General features: G+C 72.3%; 26 protein-coding genes and 1 pseudogene. 15 read left to right on the plus strand and 12 right to left on the minus strand.

Features of this window, described 5'->3' with window-relative positions:
- Positions 1-11: 11 nt before the first annotated feature.
- Positions 12-848: an MBL fold metallo-hydrolase gene (locus FU792_RS12740; RefSeq protein ID WP_022925152.1), complete on the minus strand. Its 837-nt coding sequence runs from the start codon at positions 846-848 to the stop codon at positions 12-14.
- Positions 849-995: 147 nt separating this feature from the next.
- On the opposite strand from FU792_RS12740, the gene FU792_RS12745 reads away from it, so the two are divergent.
- From FU792_RS12745 to FU792_RS18570, 3 genes are read left to right on the plus strand one after another with little or no spacing between them, the layout of a single operon-like run.
- A complete protein-coding gene (locus FU792_RS12745) occupies positions 996-1,439 on the plus strand; it encodes a universal stress protein (protein WP_022925151.1) in 444 nt (147 codons plus the stop codon).
- A complete protein-coding gene (locus FU792_RS18565; RefSeq protein WP_149814811.1) occupies positions 1,436-2,491 on the plus strand; it encodes a sodium:solute symporter family transporter in 1,056 nt (351 codons plus the stop codon). The genes FU792_RS12745 and FU792_RS18565 overlap by 4 nt, the downstream gene beginning before the upstream one ends.
- A complete protein-coding gene (locus FU792_RS18570; protein ID WP_149814812.1) occupies positions 2,398-3,111 on the plus strand; it encodes a sodium:solute symporter family transporter in 714 nt (237 codons plus the stop codon). Before FU792_RS18565 ends, FU792_RS18570 begins: the two co-directional genes overlap by 94 nt.
- Here the strand turns inward: FU792_RS18570 and FU792_RS12760 are convergent.
- Both FU792_RS12760 and FU792_RS12765 read right to left on the minus strand, forming a co-directional pair.
- A complete protein-coding gene (locus FU792_RS12760; protein ID WP_149814813.1) occupies positions 3,108-4,775 on the minus strand; it encodes a formate--tetrahydrofolate ligase in 1,668 nt (555 codons plus the stop codon). The genes FU792_RS18570 and FU792_RS12760 overlap by 4 nt on opposite strands.
- Before the next feature lie 86 nt (positions 4,776-4,861).
- Positions 4,862-5,152 carry a DUF3263 domain-containing protein gene (locus tag FU792_RS12765; protein ID WP_022925148.1) on the minus strand — a complete coding sequence of 97 codons (291 nt, stop codon included), beginning with the start codon at positions 5,150-5,152 and terminating at the stop codon, positions 4,862-4,864.
- 291 nt (positions 5,153-5,443) lie between these two features.
- Here FU792_RS12765 and FU792_RS12770 point away from each other — a divergent pair, with 291 nt between their 5' ends.
- The 9 genes from FU792_RS12770 to FU792_RS12805 all read left to right on the plus strand — a co-directional run bounded on the left by FU792_RS12770 (position 5,444) and on the right by FU792_RS12805 (position 12,442).
- A complete protein-coding gene (locus FU792_RS12770) occupies positions 5,444-6,121 on the plus strand; it encodes a uracil-DNA glycosylase (protein ID WP_028131041.1) in 678 nt (225 codons plus the stop codon).
- Positions 6,118-6,987: an SGNH/GDSL hydrolase family protein gene (locus FU792_RS12775; protein ID WP_022925146.1), complete on the plus strand. Its 870-nt coding sequence runs from the start codon at positions 6,118-6,120 to the stop codon at positions 6,985-6,987. Before FU792_RS12770 ends, FU792_RS12775 begins: the two co-directional genes overlap by 4 nt.
- 72 nt (positions 6,988-7,059) lie before the next feature.
- Entirely contained in the window at positions 7,060-7,455 is a 396-nt protein-coding gene (locus tag FU792_RS12780; RefSeq protein WP_022925145.1) for a TOBE domain-containing protein, read from the plus strand.
- Positions 7,452-8,300 (plus strand): molybdate ABC transporter substrate-binding protein, encoded by an 849-nt coding sequence (gene modA / locus FU792_RS12785; protein WP_022925144.1) that lies wholly within the window; start codon positions 7,452-7,454, stop codon positions 8,298-8,300. Before FU792_RS12780 ends, modA begins: the two co-directional genes overlap by 4 nt.
- A 29-nt stretch (positions 8,301-8,329) precedes the next feature.
- Positions 8,330-9,124 carry an ABC transporter permease gene (locus FU792_RS12790; RefSeq protein ID WP_022925143.1) on the plus strand — a complete coding sequence of 265 codons (795 nt, stop codon included), beginning with the start codon at positions 8,330-8,332 and terminating at the stop codon, positions 9,122-9,124.
- Positions 9,121-9,426: a hypothetical protein gene (locus FU792_RS18060; protein WP_238705988.1), complete on the plus strand. Its 306-nt coding sequence runs from the start codon at positions 9,121-9,123 to the stop codon at positions 9,424-9,426. Before FU792_RS12790 ends, FU792_RS18060 begins: the two co-directional genes overlap by 4 nt.
- On the plus strand, positions 9,321-10,316 hold the full coding sequence (locus FU792_RS12795; protein ID WP_238705989.1) for an ATP-binding cassette domain-containing protein: 996 nt from the start codon (positions 9,321-9,323) through the stop codon (positions 10,314-10,316). Before FU792_RS18060 ends, FU792_RS12795 begins: the two co-directional genes overlap by 106 nt.
- An 82-nt stretch (positions 10,317-10,398) precedes the next feature.
- Complete coding sequence (locus tag FU792_RS12800; RefSeq protein WP_022925141.1) at positions 10,399-11,589, plus strand: acyl-CoA dehydrogenase family protein; 1,191 nt, start codon at positions 10,399-10,401, stop codon at positions 11,587-11,589.
- 64 nt (positions 11,590-11,653) lie between these two features.
- The gene (locus FU792_RS12805) at positions 11,654-12,442 is read left to right on the plus strand and encodes an SDR family NAD(P)-dependent oxidoreductase (RefSeq protein WP_022925140.1); all 789 of its coding nucleotides are present in this window, start codon (positions 11,654-11,656) and stop codon (positions 12,440-12,442) included.
- Positions 12,443-12,469: 27 nt separating this feature from the next.
- Here FU792_RS12805 and FU792_RS12810 read toward each other — a convergent pair whose 3' ends face one another.
- The 8 genes from FU792_RS12810 to FU792_RS12845 all read right to left on the minus strand — a co-directional run bounded on the left by FU792_RS12810 (position 12,470) and on the right by FU792_RS12845 (position 16,341).
- Positions 12,470-12,889, minus strand: a complete 420-nt coding sequence (locus FU792_RS12810) for a DoxX family protein (protein ID WP_022925139.1) — start codon at positions 12,887-12,889, stop codon at positions 12,470-12,472.
- Positions 12,890-13,164: 275 nt separating this feature from the next.
- Positions 13,165-13,587 (minus strand): hypothetical protein, encoded by a 423-nt coding sequence (locus FU792_RS12815; RefSeq protein ID WP_022925138.1) that lies wholly within the window; start codon positions 13,585-13,587, stop codon positions 13,165-13,167.
- Between the two features lie 25 nt (positions 13,588-13,612).
- On the minus strand, positions 13,613-13,828 hold the full coding sequence (locus tag FU792_RS12820; protein WP_022925137.1) for a hypervirulence associated TUDOR domain-containing protein: 216 nt from the start codon (positions 13,826-13,828) through the stop codon (positions 13,613-13,615).
- A 45-nt stretch (positions 13,829-13,873) separates the two neighbouring features.
- Positions 13,874-14,266 carry a PH domain-containing protein gene (locus FU792_RS12825; protein ID WP_022925136.1) on the minus strand — a complete coding sequence of 131 codons (393 nt, stop codon included), beginning with the start codon at positions 14,264-14,266 and terminating at the stop codon, positions 13,874-13,876.
- A complete protein-coding gene (locus FU792_RS12830) occupies positions 14,263-15,174 on the minus strand; it encodes an alpha/beta hydrolase (RefSeq protein ID WP_022925135.1) in 912 nt (303 codons plus the stop codon). The genes FU792_RS12825 and FU792_RS12830 overlap by 4 nt, the downstream gene beginning before the upstream one ends.
- A gap of 31 nt (positions 15,175-15,205) precedes the next feature.
- Positions 15,206-15,424, minus strand: coding sequence for a hypothetical protein (locus tag FU792_RS12835; RefSeq protein WP_022925134.1), 219 nt, complete (start codon positions 15,422-15,424; stop codon positions 15,206-15,208).
- 159 nt (positions 15,425-15,583) lie between these two features.
- Positions 15,584-15,943 (minus strand): VOC family protein, encoded by a 360-nt coding sequence (locus tag FU792_RS12840; protein WP_022925133.1) that lies wholly within the window; start codon positions 15,941-15,943, stop codon positions 15,584-15,586.
- A 173-nt stretch (positions 15,944-16,116) separates the two neighbouring features.
- Positions 16,117-16,341, minus strand: coding sequence for a hypothetical protein (locus FU792_RS12845; RefSeq protein WP_022925132.1), 225 nt, complete (start codon positions 16,339-16,341; stop codon positions 16,117-16,119).
- Positions 16,342-16,489: 148 nt separating this feature from the next.
- On the opposite strand from FU792_RS12845, the gene FU792_RS12850 reads away from it, so the two are divergent.
- The 3 genes and pseudogenes from FU792_RS12850 to FU792_RS12860 all read left to right on the plus strand — a co-directional run bounded on the left by FU792_RS12850 (position 16,490) and on the right by FU792_RS12860 (position 18,839).
- Positions 16,490-16,843, plus strand: coding sequence for a hypothetical protein (locus FU792_RS12850; protein ID WP_022925131.1), 354 nt, complete (start codon positions 16,490-16,492; stop codon positions 16,841-16,843).
- Positions 16,844-17,350: 507 nt separating this feature from the next.
- Positions 17,351-18,125, plus strand: a pseudogene (locus FU792_RS12855) (transposase); the annotation flags it as partial.
- A gap of 138 nt (positions 18,126-18,263) precedes the next feature.
- Positions 18,264-18,839: a hypothetical protein gene (locus FU792_RS12860; protein WP_022925130.1), complete on the plus strand. Its 576-nt coding sequence runs from the start codon at positions 18,264-18,266 to the stop codon at positions 18,837-18,839.
- 192 nt (positions 18,840-19,031) lie between these two features.
- Here the strand turns inward: FU792_RS12860 and FU792_RS12865 are convergent, their stop codons facing one another.
- On the minus strand, positions 19,032-19,562 hold the full coding sequence (locus tag FU792_RS12865) for a hypothetical protein (RefSeq protein ID WP_022925129.1): 531 nt from the start codon (positions 19,560-19,562) through the stop codon (positions 19,032-19,034).
- Between the last annotated feature and the right edge of the window lie 229 nt (positions 19,563-19,791).

Below are 19,791 nucleotides of genomic sequence, written 5' to 3' on the forward strand. Positions count from 1 at the left end.
CCGGACGGGAATCAGTGCCGCAGCTCCAGCGCCCGGATGGCGGCCAGCCGGAGTGTGTCCTCGCCGAGACCGAGGCCGCGGCCCGCGTTGGCCAGCGAGTCCACGCCGGCGATCCCGGTGCCCAGCACCTCGGTGAAACGCTCGGCCATGGCGGCGAGCTGCTCGGCCTGCGCCTCGACGAAGGTGCGGTCCACGACGTGGCCGTGCCCGGGCACCCAGGTGTCCGCCGTCTCCCCGGAGCGGCGTTCGAGCAACGAGCGCAGCGTCGGCGCCCACTCCATCGGGAAGGCGTCCTCCATCGCCGGGTCGGCACCCTCCTCGACGAGGTCGCCGGCGAAGACGACCCCGGCGTCGGGCACCCCCACCGCCAGGTCGTGGTCGGTGTGCCCGCGCCCGGCATACTGCAACTCGACGGTCCGACCACCCAGGTCGAGCGCGGTGTCGTCCTCGATGAGGTAGAAGGGCAGCACGATCTCGGTGTTCTCGACCTGCTCGGCGAGGTGCTCGCGGTCGGTCGAGCGCAGGTGGTCGACCACCTGCTGTCGCTGGTGCTCGCCGGTGCGCCGCAGCCCTTCGGCCGCGCCGGAGTGGGCATAGATCTGGGAGTCGCGGAAGGCGGCGTTGCCGAAGCAGTGGTCGTAGTGCGCGTGCGTGTTGACCACGACCAGCTCGGTGTCGGTGATGCGGCGCACCGCCTCCAGCAGGTCCTGGCCCTGCGCGTGGAAGCTGCGGGTGTCGACGACGAGCGAGCGCTCCTCCCCCACGACCAGGCCGCAGTTGAGCTTGAGCTCCTCGTGCCGACGGACGTGGACCCCCGGAGCCACTTCTCGCCAGGTCGCCTCACTCATGCCGCACCAGTCTACGGGCTGCCCAGCCCCCGGCGGCCCGGCCCCGGAGCCGACTTGACGCCGCGTCATTTCAGCGGGCGCGGACGGCGCCGGCTTGTCAGGCTGGGCCCGTCAGCGCCGACACGACCTGCCCAGGGGAGGCACCACATGTTCCCGACCCGGATCCTGCTCGCGACCGACGGCTCGCCCAGCGCGGCCCTCGCCCGCGAGCGCGTGATCGACCTGGTGCGGCATACCGAGGCCGAGGTGCACGTCGTGCACGTCGCCCTCGTCTCGCCGTGGACCAACCCGACGCCGCTGAGCCCCTCGCTGCGCGAACGGGTCGAGGCCGAGGCCAGACCGGTGCTCGCCGACGCGGTCAGCCAGCTGCAGGGGGCGCACGTCGCCGTCGCCGGCAGCCACCTGCGCACCGGCCGCGCCACCGACGAGATCCTGCGCCTGCGCGACGAGATCGACGCCGACCTCGTCGTCATCGGCAGCCGCGGGCAGAACGCCTTCGTGCGCGTCCTGCTCGGCAACGACGCCGAGGGCATCGTCCGGCACGCGCCCTGCGCCGTGCTCGTCGTCCGCACCGAGGAGGAGACCCGATGACCGCCGACGTGATGCTCCCGCTCGCCGACGCCGGAGGAGGTATGCCGGACTTCACCGTCCGCGCGCTCGACCTCTCGGTCATCATCGGCTACCTCGTGCTCAGCCGGATCATCCCGCTGGTGGTCGGCTCCCGGATGCAGAAGAAGGCGCACGCCGAGGCGAAGGCGAGCGGCAAGGAGAGCGACGCCTCCGAGGACTACTTCCTCGGGGGCCGCAACTTCATCTGGCCCTTCGTCGGGCTCTCGCTGGTGGCGACCAACATGTCCGGCGCGACCTTCGTCGGGCTGGCCGGCGGGGCCTACGAGCAGGGCATCTCGATCTTTGCCTACGAGTGGATGTCGGCGGTCATCCTCGTCGTCTTCATCTTCTTCATCCTGCCGTTCTACCTGCGCTCCAAGGTCTTCACGCTGCCGGAGTTCCTCGAGCAGCGCTACGACCGGCGGGCGCGGATGGCCTTCGCCGGGTTCAACCTCTTCGCCAACATGTTCATCGACATGGCCGCCGCGCTCTTCGCCGGCGCCGTCGTCGTCAAGGTGCTCTACCCCGACATCCCGATGATCGTCTCGGTCGCGGTGCTCGCCATCCTGGCCGCGATCTACACCGTCATCGGCGGGCTGGGCGCGGTCATGGTGAGCGACTCGATCCAGGCGACCGTCACCCTGCTGGGCGGCGTGATCGTCCTCATCGCGACCTTCAATGCGATCGAGTCGTGGGACTCCATGGCGCAGGTCGCGGGTGACGAGAAGATGAGCCTCATCCTGCCCGCGGACCACCCCGACCTGCCGTGGCCGGGGCTGCTCACCGGGGTGCTCATCGTGGGGCTCTACTACTGGACCACCAACCAGCTCGTCGTGCAGCGCACCCTCGGCGCGAAGTCGCTGGACCACGGCCGGTGGGCTCGCTGCTGGCCGGCTTCATCAAGCTGGCCTTCCTCTTCCTCTTCATCTTCCCCGGGGTCATGGCGCTCTCGCTGTACCCGAACCTCGAGAGTCCCGACACGGTCTTCCCGACGCTCGTCTTCGACCTGTTGCCGGTGGGCTTGCGCGGCCTGATCCTCGCGGCCGTCATCGCGGCGATCACCTCGACCGTCGACTCGATCCTCAACTCGGCGTCGACCATCGTGACGATGGACTTCGTCAAGACGCTGCGCCCCAACACCTCGCAGCGCGGTCTGGTGCTCACCGGTCGGGTCGCCACCGTCGTCGCGCTGGTCGTGGCGATCATCTGGGCGCCCTTCATCGCCCAGTTCGACACGCTCTACAACTACCTGCAGTCGGTGCTGTCCTTCCTCGTGCCGCCGGTCGTCGCGGTCTTCCTCGTCGGCATCGCCTCGAAGCGGATCAGCGCCACGGCGGCCTTCCTCACGCTGGTGATCATGCAGCCGCTCGGGCTGCTGATGTTCATCCTCACGCAGGTGCTGCCGGAGGAGCCCTCGATCCAGTTCCTCTACGCCGCGGGCATCAGCACGGCGGCCTCGATACTGCTGCTGGTCGTCATCAGTCTCCTCGGGCCCTCGCCGGACGAGTCCAAGACGGCCGAGCTCACGTGGAAGAGCGACTACTGGACCGAGGAGAGCCAGGCGCTGCAGGGCACCGCGGTCTGGGCGAACTACCGGGTGCTCTCGATCGTCCTGCTCGTCACGACGGCGGTGATCGTGGTGATCTGGGCCTAGCTCAGGCCGGTGATGGTGCCGTCCTCGGCGATGTCCATGCCGAGCGCAGCGGGGACCTTCGGCAGCCCGGGCATGCGCATGATGTCGCCGGTGAGGGCGACGACGAAGCCGGCGCCGGCGTTGACGACCAGCTCGCGGACGGTGATCGTGAAGCCGCGGGGCGCCCCGAGCAGCGTCGGGTCGTCGGAGAAGGAGTACTGCGTCTTGGCCATGCAGACCGGCAGGTCGCCGTACCCCTGCTCGGTGAGCTGGGTCAGCTGCGTCTGCGCGGCCGGGGCGAAGGAGACGCCGTCGGCGCGGTATACCTCGCGTGCCACGGTCTCGATCTTGGTCTGCAGGTCCGCGTCCGCGGCATACAGCGGCGCGTAGTCGCTGCCCCGCTCGCACAGCTGGACGACCGCGCGGGCGAGCTCCTCGCCGCCTTCGCCGCCGCGGGTGAAGACCTCCGAGCGCGCCACCTCCACGCCGAGCTGACCGCAGCGTTCGCGCACCAGGTCGAGCTCGGCGTCGCTGTCGCTCGGGAAGCGGTTGAGCGCGACGACGACGGGGACGCCGAACTTCGCGAGGTTCTCCAGGTGCTGCTCAAGGTTCGCCAGCCCGGCGCCCAGGGCCTCGACGTCCTCGGTGCCCAGGTCGGACTTCGGCGCGCCGCCGTTGAGCTTGAGCGCGCGGATCGTGGCGACGATGACGGCGGCGTCGGGGCGCAGGCCGCCCGCCGGGCAGACGATGTCGAAGAACTTCTCGGCCCCCAGGTCGGCGCCGAAGCCGGCCTCGGTGACGACGTAGTCGGCGAGCTTGAGCGCGGTGCGGGTGGCGAGCACCGAGTTGTTGCCGTGCGCGATGTTGGCGAAGGGGCCGCCGTGGATGATCGCCGGGGTGTTCTCCAGGGTCTGGACGAGGTTGGGCTTGACGGCGTCCTTCATGAGCATGGCCATGGCGCCCGCCGCCTCGAGCTGCCCGGCGGTCACCGGCTCCTTGTCGTAGGTGTAGCCGACGACGATGCGCCCGAATCGCTCCTTGAGGTCCTCCAACCCCGTGGCGAGACACAGCGCCGCCATGATCTCGCTGGCCACGGTGATCTCGAAGCCGGACTCCCGCACCACCCCGTCGCCCTTCTTGCCCATGCCGACGACGATGTTGCGCAGGGCGCGGTCGTTCATGTCGAGGACGCGGGTCCAGGTGATGCGCTTGGGGTCCAGGCCCAGCGGGTTGCCCTGGTGCAGCGAGTTGTCGAGCAGCGCGGCGAGCAGGTTGTGCGCCGAGGTGATGGCGTGGAAGTCGCCGGTGAAGTGCAGGTTGATGTCGTCCATCGGGACGACCTGGGCATACCCGCCGCCGGCCGCGCCGCCCTTCATGCCGAAGCACGGGCCCAGCGAGGGCTCGCGCAGGGTGGTGATGGCCCGGGCGCCGATCCGGTTGAGCGCCATGGACAGGCCGACGTTGGTCGTCGTCTTGCCCTCCCCCGCGGCGGTCGGGTTGATCGCCGTGACCAGGATCAGCTTCCCGTCCGGCCGGTCGGCCAGGCGATCGAGCACCTGCAGCGCGATCTTGGCCTTGTCGTGCCCGTAGGGCTCGAACTCGTCCTCGGTCAGCCCCAGCCCCGCCGCGATGTCGGCGATCCGCTCGAGCGTGGCCCCCTGCGCGATCTGAACGTCGGTCAACATCCCTGCCTCCTCGCAGCCGGTGATCGTCCGCACAAACTACAAGGCCCACCGCCCGGAGGGGCAGTGGGCCTGGCGGGTGTCGCGCGTCAGCTCTCGATGCCGAGCCGGCGCATCGAGCGGGCGCGCTGGCGGCGGGACCGGTCGCGGCGCAGGCGCTTGATGAGCAGCGGCTTGTAGGCGAGCGCGGCCTCGTCGTCGATGAGCTGGTTGAGCAGCTGGTAGTAGCGCGTCGAGCTCAGGTCGAAGAGGTCCTTGATGCCCTGCTCCTTGGAGCCGGCATAGGTCCAGTGACGGTTCTCGAAGTCGAGGATCTCCTGATCCCGCTCGGACAGGCCGGCGGGGGGTTCCACCTGCTGCACGTGCCTGGCAGCGCCCATGGGTGATGTCCTCTCGTCACAACGCTCGATCTGGCCGGATCGAGAGCCAGTCTAGGGCACACGACTTACAGCCGTGTCATTTGCCCGCGCGCGTCCCCGCCTCCCTGCCGCCCCTCCTCACTCCCATCCCCTCCTCCTTCCCACCGAGCGCCGCGAATGGTTGGGCCGGGCAACCACAAGCGACGCCCGGTGGCCCGCAGGGCAACCACAAGCGAGGCCCGGTGGCTCGGCGGGCGCGGGGCGACGGGTGGCGGGGGCGACGGGGGGCGGGGGCGGGCATACCCTGGCGTGGTGACCCCCACCCCCCTGCGCGACCTGGTGCACCCGAGCTGGGCCGAGGCGCTCGCGCCCGTGGAGGAGACCGTGGCCGAGCTGGGCGAGTTCCTGCGCGGGGAGGTGGCGGCCGGCCGCGGTTATCTGCCCGGTGGTGACCACGTGCTGCGCGTCTTCACCCGGCCGCTCGACGACGTGCGCGTGCTCATCGTGGGGCAGGACCCCTACCCCACGCCCGGGCACGCCGTCGGCCTCAGCTTCTCCGTGGCGCCCGACGTCTCCCCCGTGCCGCGCAGCCTGCAGAACATCTACACCGAGCTCGTCGACGACCTGGGTATACCGCGCCCCACCACCGGCGACCTCTCCCCCTGGGCCGATGCGGGGGTCATGCTGCTCAACCGGGTGCTGACCGTGCGCCCGGGCACGCCGGCCAGCCACCGCGGCAAGGGCTGGGAGAAGGTCACCGACCTGGCGATCGACGCACTGGTGCGCCGCGGGGGACCGCTCGTCGCGATCCTGTGGGGCCGAGACGCGCGCAATCTCGCCTCCCGGCTCGGCGACGTGCCCCGGGTCGAGAGCGCACACCCCTCGCCCCTGTCGGCGCGGGGCGGCTTCTTCGGGAGCCGGCCGTTCAGCCGGGCCGACGAGCTGCTGCGCCAGCAGGGCGGCGAGGCGATCGACTGGAGGCTGCCGTGAGCGACCGCGACACGACCGAGCACCCGCTGCGCCTCGTCCACGGCGACGTCGGCCCGACGGTCCACGGGCAGGCCGGCAGCATCCGGCCCGAGCCGCGCGCCTGGCGCCGCTACGTGGCGATCGGCGACTCCTTCACCGAGGGGATGAGCGACCCCGACCCGGCCACGCCCGGCGCCTACGTCGGCTGGGCCGACCGGCTCGCGGCCTTGCTCTCGTCGCACGTCGACGACTTCTCCTACGCCAACCTCGCCGTGCGCGGCCGCAAGCTCGCCGACGTCGCCGGCCCGCAGCTCGACGCCGCCCTCGCCCTGCAGCCCGACCTGCTGAGCATCGTCGGCGGCGGCAACGACATCCTGCGCCCCAAGGCCGACATCGACGACCTCGCCGTGCAACTCGACGCGGCCGTCGCCCGGGCGCGCGCGACCGGCGCGGATGTGCTCATGGCGACCCCCACCGACCCGTCCGGCGCCCCGATCATCGGCCGCACCCGGGGGCGGGCAGCGGCATACATCGCGCACATCTGGTCCATCGCGCAGCGGCACGGGTGCTTCGTGCTCAACCAGTGGGCGTGCGACTTCCTCAAGGACTGGCGGATGTGGGCGCAGGACCGGATCCACATGACGCCCGAGGGTCACCGCCGGATCGCGCTGACCGCCTACGTCGCGCTCGGGCACACCGCCGACGAGGCCGACTGGCGGGCGCCGCTGCCACCGCAGGCGCCGGCCGGGACCGTCGAGACGCTCCGCGGGCATGCGCGGTGGGCGCGGGAGTATGCCGGGCCCTGGGTGCAGCGGCGTCTCACCGGTCGCTCCTCCGGGGACCACGTGCTGGCCAAGCGGCCGGAGCTCCGACCCCTCGGGGAGTGAGCTGGCCCGCAAGGAGCGAGCAAGAACCACAGGGCCTTGTGCCGGCGCAGATGCACGTCTAGATTGCCCTGCATGACGCAGATGCGTGTCTCGGAGGCGGCCGAGCTGCTCGGGGTGTCCCCCGACACGGTCCGGCGGGCCATCGAGGCAGGACGGTTGCCGAGCACCAAGGATGCCGGCGGGCGGGCCGTCGTCGAGGGAGCCGACGTCGCCGCGCTCGCGCAGCAGCAGGCGCACCCGGCCGAGGTGGGCGCGGTCGGCCTCTCCTCGCCCCGCAACCAGCTGCGCGGAGTGGTGACGCGGATCGTCAGCGACCCCGTCATGTCGCAGGTCGACATCCAGGCCGGTCCGTTCCGGCTGGTCTCGCTGCTCTCGACCGAGGCAGTGCGCGAGATGGGCCTGGAGGTCGGCTCGGTCGCCATCGCCAGCGTCAAGGCGACCAACGTCAGCGTGGGGCTGCCGGCGTGAACGGGGCGGGCAACCGACGACGACGCCACCCCCGGCGCGCCGGTATACCTCGGGTCGCGGACCGCCGAGCCTCCTCCCCCCTGCGCACGCTGGCACCCGCACTCACCCTGGCCGCCCTCCCGCTCGGCGCCTGCGCAGCGGGCCAGGACAGCGCGGGCCAACCGGCCGAGGCACTGACGCTGACCGTGCTCGCGGCGGCCTCGCTGACCGACGTGCTGGAGCCGATCGCCGACGGCTTCGAGGGCGATCATCCGGGCGTCGACGTGGAGCTGAGCTTCGCCGCGAGCTCCACCGTGGTCCAGCAGGTCAACGAGGGCGCCGGGGCCGATGTCGTCGCCCTGGCCGGGGAGTCCTCGCTCGAGCCGCTGGCCGACGAGCACCGTCACGGGGACGTCGCGATCTTCGCCACCAACCAGCTCGAGATCGCCGTGCCGGTGGACAACCCCGGCGCCGTGGAGAGCCTCGACGACCTCGCCCAGGACGGGCTCACCGTGGTGGCCTGCGCCGAGCAGGTGCCGTGCGGGCAGGCGGCCGCCACCCTGCTCGAGGAGCAGGACATCACCGTGCAGATCGCCTCCTACGAGCCGGACGTGCGGGCCACGCTCACCAAGGTCGAGCTCGGCGAGGCCGACGCCGGGCTGGTCTACCGCACCGACGTCGCCGCCGCGGCTGACCGGGTGCGAGGCGTCGCGATCCCCGAGGAGCGCAACGTCGTCAACCACTACCCCGCCGTGGCCGTCTCGGAGCAGGAGCTGGCCCGGTCCTTCGTCGACCACCTCCTCTCGGACACCTCCCAACGGACCCTCACCGACGCGGGCTTCGGCGCGGCCCCGACCGACCCGTGACACCGGGGATGACCCGACATCCGCGCACGGTGGTCGCGGACCGCCCGGCCGGGCGTGGGTCGGGCTGGTCGCTGCGCATACCCGCCGGCATCGGCCTCGCCTTCATCCTGCTGCCGCTGGTCGCGCTGCTCCTGCGCACCGACTGGGCGGGCCTGACCACCCACCTCTCGGCGCCGGTCGTCGGTCAGTCGCTGCGCCTGTCCGCCGTGACGACGAGCGTCACGATGGTGCTGGTATGGCTGCTGGGCACACCGCTCGCCTGGCTGCTGGCCCGCTCCGACAGCCGCCTCACCGCCTGGGCCCGCGCGCTGGTCACCGTGCCCCTGGTACTGCCGCCGGTCGTCGGTGGCGTGGCGCTGCTGCTCGCCTGGGGGCGGCGCGGGGTGCTGGGCGGCCCGCTCGAGTCGTGGTTCGGGATCGGCGTGCCGTTCACGACCGTCGCCGTGGTCATGGCCGAGCTCTTCGTCGCCCTCCCGTTCTACGTCGTCTCCGTCGAGGGCGCGATGCGCGGCCTGGACCGCCGCTACGACCAGGTCGCGGCGACGCTCGGCGCCGGTCCGGTGCGCACCTTCCTCACCGTCGCCGTCCCCATGGTGCTGCCCGGCATCGCCGCCGGCTCAGCGCTGGCGTGGGCACGTGCGCTCGGCGAGTTCGGCGCGACGATCACCTTCGCCGGCAGCTTCCCGGGGCGCACGCAGACCGCACCGCTCGGGGTGTACGCCGCGCTCGAGCAGGACCCGCAGGCCGCCATCGCGCTGTCGGTGGTCATGCTGACGGTCAGCGTCCTGGTGCTGGGCGCGCTGCGCAGCCGGTGGTTGCGGTGAGCGCCGACGCCGGGGTGCGCACCGGCATACCCGCGCTGGTGCTCGACGCCCGGGTGGTGGTGGACCGGGGCGACTTCGTGCTCGACGCAGAGCTGCGCGCGCCGCACGGCGTGACCGCGCTGCTCGGGCCCAACGGGTCGGGCAAGACCACCGCGCTCCTCGGGCTCGCGGGGCTGGTCGGTCTGACGACGGGCACGTGCGCCTCGGGCCGCAGGAGTGGGCCGGCGCCGGTCGCGGCCGGGCGCCGGAGCGGCGCAGCGTCGGGCTCGTGCTCGCCGAGCCGATGCTCTTCCCGCACCTGACGCTGCTGGACAACGTGGCCTTCGGTCCCCGCTCACGAGGTATGCCGCGGGCCCAGGCCCGCGAGCGTGCCCGGGAGGAGCTGGACCGGGTCGGCCTGGCGGACCTGGCGGGCCGAGGTCCGGGCCAGGTGTCCGGCGGGCAGGCCCAGCGCGCGGCCCTGGCTCGCGCGCTCGCGACCGATCCCGAGCTGCTGCTGCTCGACGAGCCGCTGTCGGCGCTCGATCCCGAGACCCGGTCGCGGACCCGCGCCGACCTGGCCCACCGGCTGCGCGACTACCCCGGGGTGACGGTGCTGACGACGCACGACCCGCTCGACGCGCTGACCCTCGCGGACCAGCTCGTCTTCCTCGAGGCCGGCCGGGTCACCCAGACCGGGACACCGGGCGAGGTGGTCGCCCGGCCGCGGACGGCATACGTCGCCTCGCTCGTCGGTCTCAACCTGCTCTCCGGGACGCTGGTGCGCGAACGGCGTGACGCGTCCGTCGCCCGGACGATGGAGGTGTCGTACCGGGCCGGCACAGGTACAGCCACCGACACGGGTGACGGTGGCTGGGCGGTCGCGCTCGCCGGGCATCAGGGCGGAGCGGCGCGGCTCGTCCTGGCCGAGCCGCCGGACGGCGCCGGCGAGGGCGACCGGGTCTGGGCGACGGTCAACCCGGAGGCCGTGGCGCTCTTCACCGACCGCCCGACGACCTCGGCCCGCAACCTGTGGCGGCTCACGGTCGAGGCGGTCACCGTCACCGGCCAACGGGCGCGCATCCACCTCGCCGGTGAGGTGCCGCTCGTGGCCGAGGTGACGATCGGCGCCGTCGCCGCGCTGGGCATCACCACCGGGCGGGAGCTGTGGGCCGGCGTGAAGGCGACCGAGGTCCACACCTACCCCGCCTGAGCCCGCCTGCCCCCGACCCGACACCGACCTCGCGGTCGGTCGGTTAGGTGGTGACGCGACGTCCAGGGCTAGCGTGCCGGGTATGCCGCCCGCCGCCCGCGCGACACCCGTCTCCGGCCCCGCGCCCGTTGCCCGCGTCCTGCCCACCGAGGAGGCCGCCGACCTGCTCGCGCTGGTCCGCGAGATCACCGACGAGCAGCTGCTGCCCCAGGTCGACGAGGCCGAGGCGGCCGCCCGCTTCCCGCGGGAGGTCTTCGCGATGCTGGGCCAGGCCGGGCTGCTCTCCCTCCCCTACGCCGAGGAGTTCGGCGGCGGCGCCCAGCCCTACGAGGTCTACCTCCAGGCGGTCGAGGAGATCGCGCGCGGCTGGATGTCGATCGCGGTCGGCGTCTCGGTGCACTCGCTCACCGCCTTCCCCATGGCCACCTTCGGCACGGCCGAGCAGCAGGAGCAGTGGCTGCACGGCATGCTCTCCGGCGGCCAGCTCGGCGCGTACTGCCTGTCCGAGCCGCAGGCCGGCTCCGACGTGGCCTCGATCCGGACCCGCGCCGTGCGCGACGGCGACCACTACGTCCTCACCGGCACCAAGTCGTGGATCAGCCACGCCGGTCACGCCGACTACTACACGGTCTTCGCGCGGACCTCCGACGACGGCAGCCGCGGCCTGTCCTGCTTCCACGTCCCCGCCGACGCCGAGGGCCTGACCTTCGCCCAGCCCGAGCGCAAGATGGGCCTGCACTGCGACACCGTGCGTGAGGTCCTCTTCGACGGCGTGCGCGTCCCCGCTTCGCACCGCATCGGTGAGGAGGGTCAGGGTATGCCGATCGCGCTCGCCGCCCTCGACGCCGGCCGCCTCGGGATCGCCGCCGCGGCCGCCGGCCTGGCGCAGCGGGCGCTCGAGGTCGCGACCGACTACGCCCAGGAGCGCGAGCAGTTCGGCCGGCCCGTCGCGAGCAACCAGGGCCTCGCCTTCCTCCTCGCCGACATGGCCGCAGCCGTGGGGTCGGCGCGGGCGAGCTATCTGCACGCCGCCCGGCTCAAGGACGCCGAGCAGCCGCACAGCCAGGAGTGCTCGATCGCGAAGCTCGTCGCCACCGATGCGGCGATGAAGGTCACGACCGACGCGGTGCAGGTGCTGGGCGGCTACGGCTACACCACCGACTTCCCGGTCGAGCGGCTCATGCGCGAGGCCAAGGTGACCCAGATCTTCGAGGGCACCAACCAGATCCAACGAGTCGTCATCTCCCGCCACCTGCTGACCGACAGCCGCTGAGCGGCTCCCGCCCGACCGGAACCTCCGCCACACTGGACGCACCGCGCCCCCGAAAGGACCGAGCATGCAGATCACCGACAGCACCGTCGCCCTCGTCACCGGAGCCGCCAGCGGGCTCGGCGAGCAGAGCGCCCGCCGGCTGCTCGACGCCGGGGCGCGCGTCCTGCTCGTCGACCTGCCCGGTGGTCGCGGGGAGGAGCTGGCCGGTGAGCTCTCCGGGGAGCACGGCGAGGGGCGCGTCGCCTTCGCGCCCGCCGACGTGCGCGACGCCGACCAGGTGGCCGCTGCCGTCCGGGCCGCGACCGACCTCGGCGAGCTGCGGATCGTCGTCAACTGCGCCGGCGTCGCCACGCCGGGCCGCATCCTGTCGCGCCGCGGCGTCCATGACCTCGACGCCTACCGCACCGTCGTCGAGATCAACCTCGTCGGCACCTTCAACGTGCTGCGCCTCGCGGCGGAGGCGATGGTCGCCAACGAGCCCGACCTGGCCGAGCACGGCGATCGCGGCGTCATCGTCATGACCGCCAGCGTGGCGGCCTTCGACGGCCAGATCGGGCAGGCGGCCTACGCCAGCTCCAAGGCCGGCGTCGCCGGGCTCACCCTGCCCGCCGCCCGCGACCTCGCGGACAAGGGCATCCGGGTCATGACCATCGCCCCCGGCGTCTTCGAGACGCCGATGATGGCTGGCCTCGGCGACGACGTGAAGGACTCGCTCGAGGCGATGGTCCCGCACCCCTCCCGGCTCGGGAAGCCCGAAGAGTATGCCGCCCTCGTCGCCCACATCGTGGACAACCCGATGCTCAACGGCGAGGTCATCCGCCTCGACGGCGCCCTGCGCATGCCCCCGCGCTGAGGTCGCAGCCCGGCCCGGGCATACCCGTCAGCTGTTCTTGCGCCCCTCCCTCCACGTCTTCCACGCCTCGGTCGACCACAGCGCCCAGGCGACGAGCACCGGCTGGAAGAACAACCGGGTGAGCCGCGCCTGGTCGGTGTCGAGGCCGAAGCCGTCCTTGCCCTCGACGTACTGGGCGATGTTGCCTGGGAAGATCGCGACGAAGAAGGCCCCGGTGGCCCACCCGACCGGCACCTTCCACCGCGGCAGCGCCACGAGCGCCGCCCCGAGCCCGACCTCGGCCACGCCAGAGAGCACCACGACGAGGTCGGGGTCGACGGGCACCCACGAGGGCACCTGCGCCTGGAACTCCTCGCGTGCCACCGTGAGGTGCGAGACCCCGGTGAAGATCAGCGTGCCGCCCAGGGCGAGCCGGCCGACGGTCCGCGCGATGCTCCCGATGCTCATGCAGTGAGCGTATGCGGACCCACCGACAGGCGCGCCCCCGGACCCCACCGCCTGACTGCGGATGTCCGGCCACGGCCAGAGATCCACGGTCACCCGGCCGGGCCGCAGCGCCACCGACCGTGAAAGTCAGCCCATGGCAGGAGAACCACGGTCACCGAGCTGGCCCGGCGCGTCACCGACCGGGGAAGTCCGCCCATGGCAGGAGAACCACGGTCACCCGGCCGGCCCGTAGCGCCACCGACCGGGGAAGTCCGCCCATGGCAGGAGAACCACGGTCACCCGGCGCCCACGTGCCAGCGCCGCAGCCGGTCCAGCTCTCCCGGCGGCACGGCGAGCAGCGTGATGAGCCGCCCGTCGCGGTGGACCGCCTGGACCCGCCAGGCCCGCTCCCCCGGCTGGTCGGTGCGCAGGTCGAGGATGTCGGCTCGGGTCAGCCGCTCCACCTCACGCCCCGCGGTCACGACCAGCGCGTCCTGCTCCAGCCGGGTGCCGCTGCGCTCGCGCCGGCTCGCCCAGACGAGGAACACGCCATACCCGAGCCACAGCAGCGCCAGCACGACCTCGACGACCCGCCAGGGCCAGGCGAGGGCGAGCGCGGCGACCGCGCTGAGCACCACCGCCACCCCAATGGCGGCGCGCATCGCGGGCAGCCAGCGCGGCTGCATGAGCCACTCCCGCGCCGGCCCGGGGGCGCTCACGCGCCTGCAGAGGTATGCCGCCGGCTCACTCCGCGCGCTCGACCTCGCTGCGCAGCTTGAGCACCGTGGTGCCGTCGTCCTGCTCGATGACGTAGGCGGGGTCGTCGTCGCTGCCGTTGCGGGTGACGGTGTTGCCCTTGGTGGTCCGGCTGACCTTGTCGTGGTGCACCTCGGTGACTGTGCCCTCGGCGTGCGAGTCGCCCCACTCCCAGCGCACCGTCGTGCCTGTCCTGATCGCCATGACCACTCCTCTCGTCGGGGCTCCCAGTGTGCCCCGGCGGTCGCCTCAGCGCCCCTTGAGCGCGCGCCGCACCTGGCGCACGTCGGCGGCCGGCACGCCGGGCAGCTCGACCGCTCCCCCGGCCGCGAGCGTCGCCACGGCCCCACCCCGGCGGTGGTCCTCCTCGACGCCCTTGATCGCGGCGGCGGGCACCTCGGTGGCACGCACCCCGTTGTGCACCACGAGCCCGTCGGCCGAGGCGGTCGTGCTGCCGCCGGAGCGGAGGTAGGCGCAGACCACCACGACCAGCACCGCCAATCGCAGCACCAGGCCGAGCACGTCGTCGCCGACGGAGACCTCGCCACCGACGTAACGCGCGATCGTGAACCCGATGACCAGCACGAAGGCGAGCAGCAGCGCCCAGGACAGCGCCTTGGGCCGGTGCCGGGTCCAGGTCATCGGGCCGCCCCCTCCGCCCCCAGGTGCCGCGCCAGGAAGGCCACCGACGCGTCCAGGATCGGCCCGATCGGCCGCCCCACGAAGCAGTGGTCGGCGCCCTCGACGACCGACAGCTCCGCCTCGACCCCGGCATCCCGCAGCGCGTCGTGGATCTGGTGGGCGTCGGCGAGCGGCACGACCTGGTCGTCGGTCCCGTGCACGACGAGCGTCGGCGGCGCGGCAGCGCTGACCTGCGACACCGGCAGCAGCGCGTCGACGATCGCCGGGTCGGCACCCTGCCCGTCCCACCCGGCGAGGAAGTCGCGGAACTGCTCGTTCGGGGCATACCAGGAGACGAGCGCGTCGGGCACCGGCTGCGGCCCGCCGACCCCGACCGAGCCGACAAGATCGACCCCGTCCACCACCTCACCAGCGGCAGCTCGCGGCGGCACGAAGGACGCCAGGCACGCGAGGTGACCGCCCGCCGACTCGCCCCACAGCCCCAGGCGCGAGGCGTCGACGCCGAGAGTGTCGGCATACCGCACGAGGTAGCGCACCGCCGCGTGCACGTCGTGGACGCACGCGGGGAAGACCGCCTCGCACAGGTGCCGGTAGTCGATGGTCGCGACCGCCATCCCCGCGGCGACGACCTTCTCGAAGAGCGACTGCTGCGGCCACCACAGCGGGAGGTAGCGCCGGTCGCCCTCGTTCCACCCGCCGCCGTGGATCCAGACCACCAGCGGCGGCCGCTCGACGCCCTCGGGGACGTGCAGGTCGAGCGTGAGGTAGCGGTAGCCGTAGAGGATCGCGTAGGTCAGCCCGGTCCAGCTGCGCGCGCCGGCGACGTGCTGGCCGGTGAGTGGCGGCAGGTGCGTCGGGGGCGCGGGGTCGCCCTCGCCCTCCTCCGGGCGCAGGTCGCGGATGTCCATGACGACAGGGTATGCGCGGTCTCGCCCGCCCTCAGCCGAGCACCTGGCCAGCGGCATGCTTGGCGGCGTAGACGTCGCTGACGACCCGCCCGTCGAGCCAGTCGGTGAGGCGACCCGCCTCGGCGGCGAGCGCGCCGGTGGCGGGGCCGAAGGCGCGCCGGTAGCGCTGCACCAGGTGCGCGTAGCCCTCCTCCGCGCGCAGGTCGGGCTCGACGTCGCCGAGCCAGCGCCCGGGCGTGGATCTCGACACGGGCGGCGAGCGCCAGGTCGACGGTGGAGGCGTCGGTGGCGTGCAGCGCGGCGATTCCGCGCGCGCAGGCTAGGGCGTCGGCATACCGGTCCCGGGTGGAGCCCGTGGCGGACGGTGATCCGGCGCCGCCGCTCCTCGTCCCCGAGGTGGGTCACCGACTCACCAGCAGAGGCAGAACGGGTGGCCCGCGGGGTCGGCACACACCTGGAAGCCGTGCTCGGCGTCGGGCTTGTCGGCCGCCTGGAGCAGCGTCGCTCCAGCGGCCATGGCCTCGTCGTGCGCAGGGCCGAGCGCAGGGACAACGAGGTCGAGGTGGACCTGCTGCGGCAGGCCGTCGGGCCACTGTGGCGGCTGGTGGTCCGGGGTGAGCTGGACGCAGACGGGTTCGTCGTCGCCGACGCGGACCGACCACCAGTCGTCCTCCTCGTGGTCGACGGTGCCGCCCAGCAGGGTGGCCCAGAACGTGGCCTCGGCCTCCGGGTCCGCCGCGTCGAAGACGACCCGCATGGTGATGTCCATGGCGCCAGTCTGCGACCGCAAGTCGTGCACGTCGAGATCCAGGCGCGGGGGTGGTGCGCCGGTGGACAGCGGGACATTGACGGCCTCGGTAAACAGGTGTGCCCTGCCAGGTCAGGCCTGGCAGGGCACACTCGAGCGGGCCCCGAGGCGTCGCCTCGGTGCCCGACGTGGCGTCAGAGGACGGTCGTCGACTCCTCGAGCTTGAGGGCGACCCCAAGCGCGAAGAAGGTCGGCGCCCACTCCCCGACGAAGAGGCCCCACCGGTCGGCCTGGGCCTTGCTGTCGTCGGCCTTGCCGCGCGAGATGAAGTGGCTCACGAAGGACAGGCCGATCGAGGCGAAGCCGGCGACGTAAAAGTGGTCCGAGCGGACGCCGTAGGACGAGAGGGTACTGAGCATGGTGCTTCTCCTTGGGTAGGGGTCGCGGGGTTGGGAGCCTCCATCGTCACCCGGGGTGTGGCGGGGCGCAGCGTGAGACGGCTGGCACTGGTCTGCCCGTGGAGCGCTCCGTCGGGCGAGGCGCATCGGGCGGTCCTACCGTGCAGCGATGAGCTATCCGCTGACCAAGGCCATGGCGCTGGGCACCGCGGGGTATGCCGTCTTCGCCGCCCTCCGCCCCCGTCACCTCTCTCACGCGCTGGAAGAGAGCGGCGAAGCCGCCCGTGCGACGGACCGGCTCGCGTGGACGTATGCCGTGCGCGACCTGAGCACCTCGGCGCTGGCCTTCGTGCCCGGTATGGCGCCCGTCGCCGCCGTATTGCGCATCAGTGGGGACGTGGGTGACGCGGCGATCCTGAGCTCCACCGGGCCGGAGTCGGCGCGCGGCAAGCTTGCGGGCGTGCCGCTGGCATGGGGTGCCCTGAATACTGCGGCGTTGCTGCTAGACCGTCGAGGTCGCTGACTCTCGTTGCACACCCGTCTCTGCCTAGGTGCTGGAGCGGCGCGGGGAAATCGTCCAGCAACCTGTTGACAAAGACTTCCCACTGCCACGCGCTGACCTGCACAAACAGCCCAATAAGAGACGTCCGGACCGTTTCGTACATCATAAGTGCATCCTGGCTGGCGCCTCATGACTCGTCTTGGCCACCGCGCATGCCGCTCTCCTGCGGGAGGAGAGTCTCACGACACGGCGAGGCGACATGGCGGACAGCGGTCCAAGTCGGCCCCGGCACACTCGCCTCCGCTACACGCTCAGACCGCTCGCCCTTCCCGCGCCGTCCACGTGGGCGGCCGTCGCGGCTTCGATGTCCACTTGGAGCCGGCGGTCGATGCATCCCCCACGCCGATCAGCGCCCCCAGGTGTGTACCGCCAAGTACTCACCAGAGGAGATCTCACCGATGACCCTTTCCCAGTCTGCCGTGTCCGACCTGCTGGATGCACTTCGCGCCGGTGACGGCGTGGATGGTGGCCCTGGGCGGGACGGGGATCTCCAAGTCCGAGGTGTCGCGGATCTGCGCCGGTCTGGATGAGTCCGTGGGGGCGTTCCGCACCCGCCGCCTGGATCACGCCCGCTTCTCCTACGTCTACCTCGACGCGACGTACCTGCACGTGCGCACCGAGGCCGCGATGACCGTGTCCAAGGCGGTGGTCATCGCGACCGGTGTCACCGAGCACGGCCGCCGGGAGATCCTGGGCCTGGACGTCGGCGACAGTTGGGGGTACTTCCCGCTTGCGGGGGCGGACGAGGTCTTCTGGCGGGCGTTCCTGGCCGGCCTGCGCAAGCGCGGCCTGGGCGGTGTGCAGCTGGTCATCTCCGACCAGCACGCCGGCCTCGTCGCCGCGGTCTTCCGGACCATCTTCGCCCAGCCCGACCTGGCCTCCATGGCCAAGCAGCCGGACGTGGTCCGCGACAACCTCGCGAGCCGGTGCCCCAAGACCGGCCCGCTGATGGACGCCACGTCCGAGGTCCTCGCGTTCGCGACCTTCCCGCGCGAGCACTGGCGCACGATCTGGTCCACCAACCCCCTCGAGCGGCTCAACAAGGAGATTAAAGGCCGCTCCCGCGTCGTCGGGATCTTCCTCGGGCGTGGCCGCCGTCATCCGCCTGATCGGGGCCGTTCTGGCCGACACCCACGACGAGTGGCAGGTCGACGAACGCCGCTACCTCTCCGAAGGCTCCATGGCCAAGCTCTACCCCAACAGCGATACTGAGACCGTCGCCCTCCTAGAAGGCGACCGGTAGGCAACGAGCATCACCCCAAAGCCCACCACTCAGCAGGGCTCAGCCGCGGGCGACCTCTCCTTCAGCGGCTACGACTGGCTGCGCCGCACCTGGCCGGGTGCACCGCACTACAACGGCCAGTGGTCCGGCGACAACGTCGTGCTCAACGGCGACGGGACGGTGACGCTGCGGCTCACCAACGCGGGTGGGTCACCGGTGGCGGCCGAGCTGCTGTCGACGCGCACCGGTTGGGGCTACGGCAGCTACTCGCTCGACTTCCGGGCCGACTTCGACGTGGTCTCCCAGTCGGTGGTGTGGGGCAACCTCTTCACCTACGACTCGACCCAGCCGTGGGACGCGAGTCACAACGAGATCGACGCCGGCGAGATCTCGGCCTGGGGCGTCCCGGGCATCGCCCCGCGGCTGACGGCCGGCTACTGGCTGCCGGGACCGGCCAACGTGCTCAGCCACAACGAGTCCCTACCCACGGGCCTGCGGGTCTTCCGGTCGACGATGACGTGGGGGCCGGGCTCGGTGTCCTTCGCCACGTATGCCGGTGCCACCGCCGCGACCACGCTCATCGCCTCCTCCCGCGTGGACAGCTCGGCCCTGCCGGTCCCGGCCGCCGAGCGCGTGCACGTCAACCTGTGGGTGTCCTCGGCCAACGAGGACGACGAGACCGCGACAGCGCTCTTCGAGGTCACCGTCACCGGCTTCGGGTTCACCCCGGCCTGAGCGCTGGCCGGCCCGTCCGGGCGCGGTGGCGCCCGGTAGGTGCTCGAAGGGCTGGGTCCGTGTGCGGTGGTGGCCCTTGAGGGGCCACGACCGCACACAGGCCAGGGACGACGACGTCCGAGGTGGGTGAAACCATCTCGACCGGGCGAACCAGGGCGGACCGGACCGGGCACGACCGGTGCCGGCCGTCGCTCAGCCTGCGGCCGGGCTGTCTGCCCCGAACGCCTCGCGGGTGAGCCGGCGGTGGGCGGCGACGACGTCGTCCAGCTGCCGGTAGGCGCGCTCCTCCAGACTCCTGAACTCCTCGGCGTCCAGACCCAGGCTTTCGGCATGGACGGTCAGCGAGCGCCACAGCCCGGACTTGCCGCTGATGCCCGACTGGACCAGCTCGAGCTCCAGGAGGGGCGTTAGCGGTGAGCGACGCCGGAGGCGGCCGTTCGTCTTGAGCCGCCCGGCCAGCTCCCCGGTCCGGGCCAGCAGCAGCTTGGCGCCGCTGCGCTCCAGGCCCAACGACCTGATGACCTCCACGAGCCGGCTGCGGTCCTCGCTCACCTCCTGCAGCAGCTGGGCGATCTCCCCGGCGACCGGCAGGTCACCGTAGTTCTGGTGCATCATCGTGAGCCGCTGCACCATCCCCGTGGCACCCGTCAGGTGATCCTCCAGGTAGATCTGCAGCAGCTCCCGCTCGGGCGGGTCCTCCGCCCGCCGTCCTGACGACGTCATGATCGCCCTCCTTGTCGCGCTGGGTCCCGCGGGCTGACGTCACGCCCACGGCCGGACCGACTCTCTCCCCGCTGTGTCCTCACCCCTCGACCCTAGGCAGCCGGCCGGGCCTGGCAACCCGAGTCGCCACCCTCCACGTGGTGGGACAGCACGGTCTCCGGCGATCGGGTCCCCGCGCTGCTCGACGCGTCGCTCGTCCTCGACTGGCTGGGCGCGGGGGTCGTCGGCG

The sequence above is a fragment of the Serinicoccus marinus DSM 15273 genome, from assembly GCF_008386315.1.
Taxonomy (GTDB): domain Bacteria; phylum Actinomycetota; class Actinomycetes; order Actinomycetales; family Dermatophilaceae; genus Ornithinicoccus; species Ornithinicoccus marinus.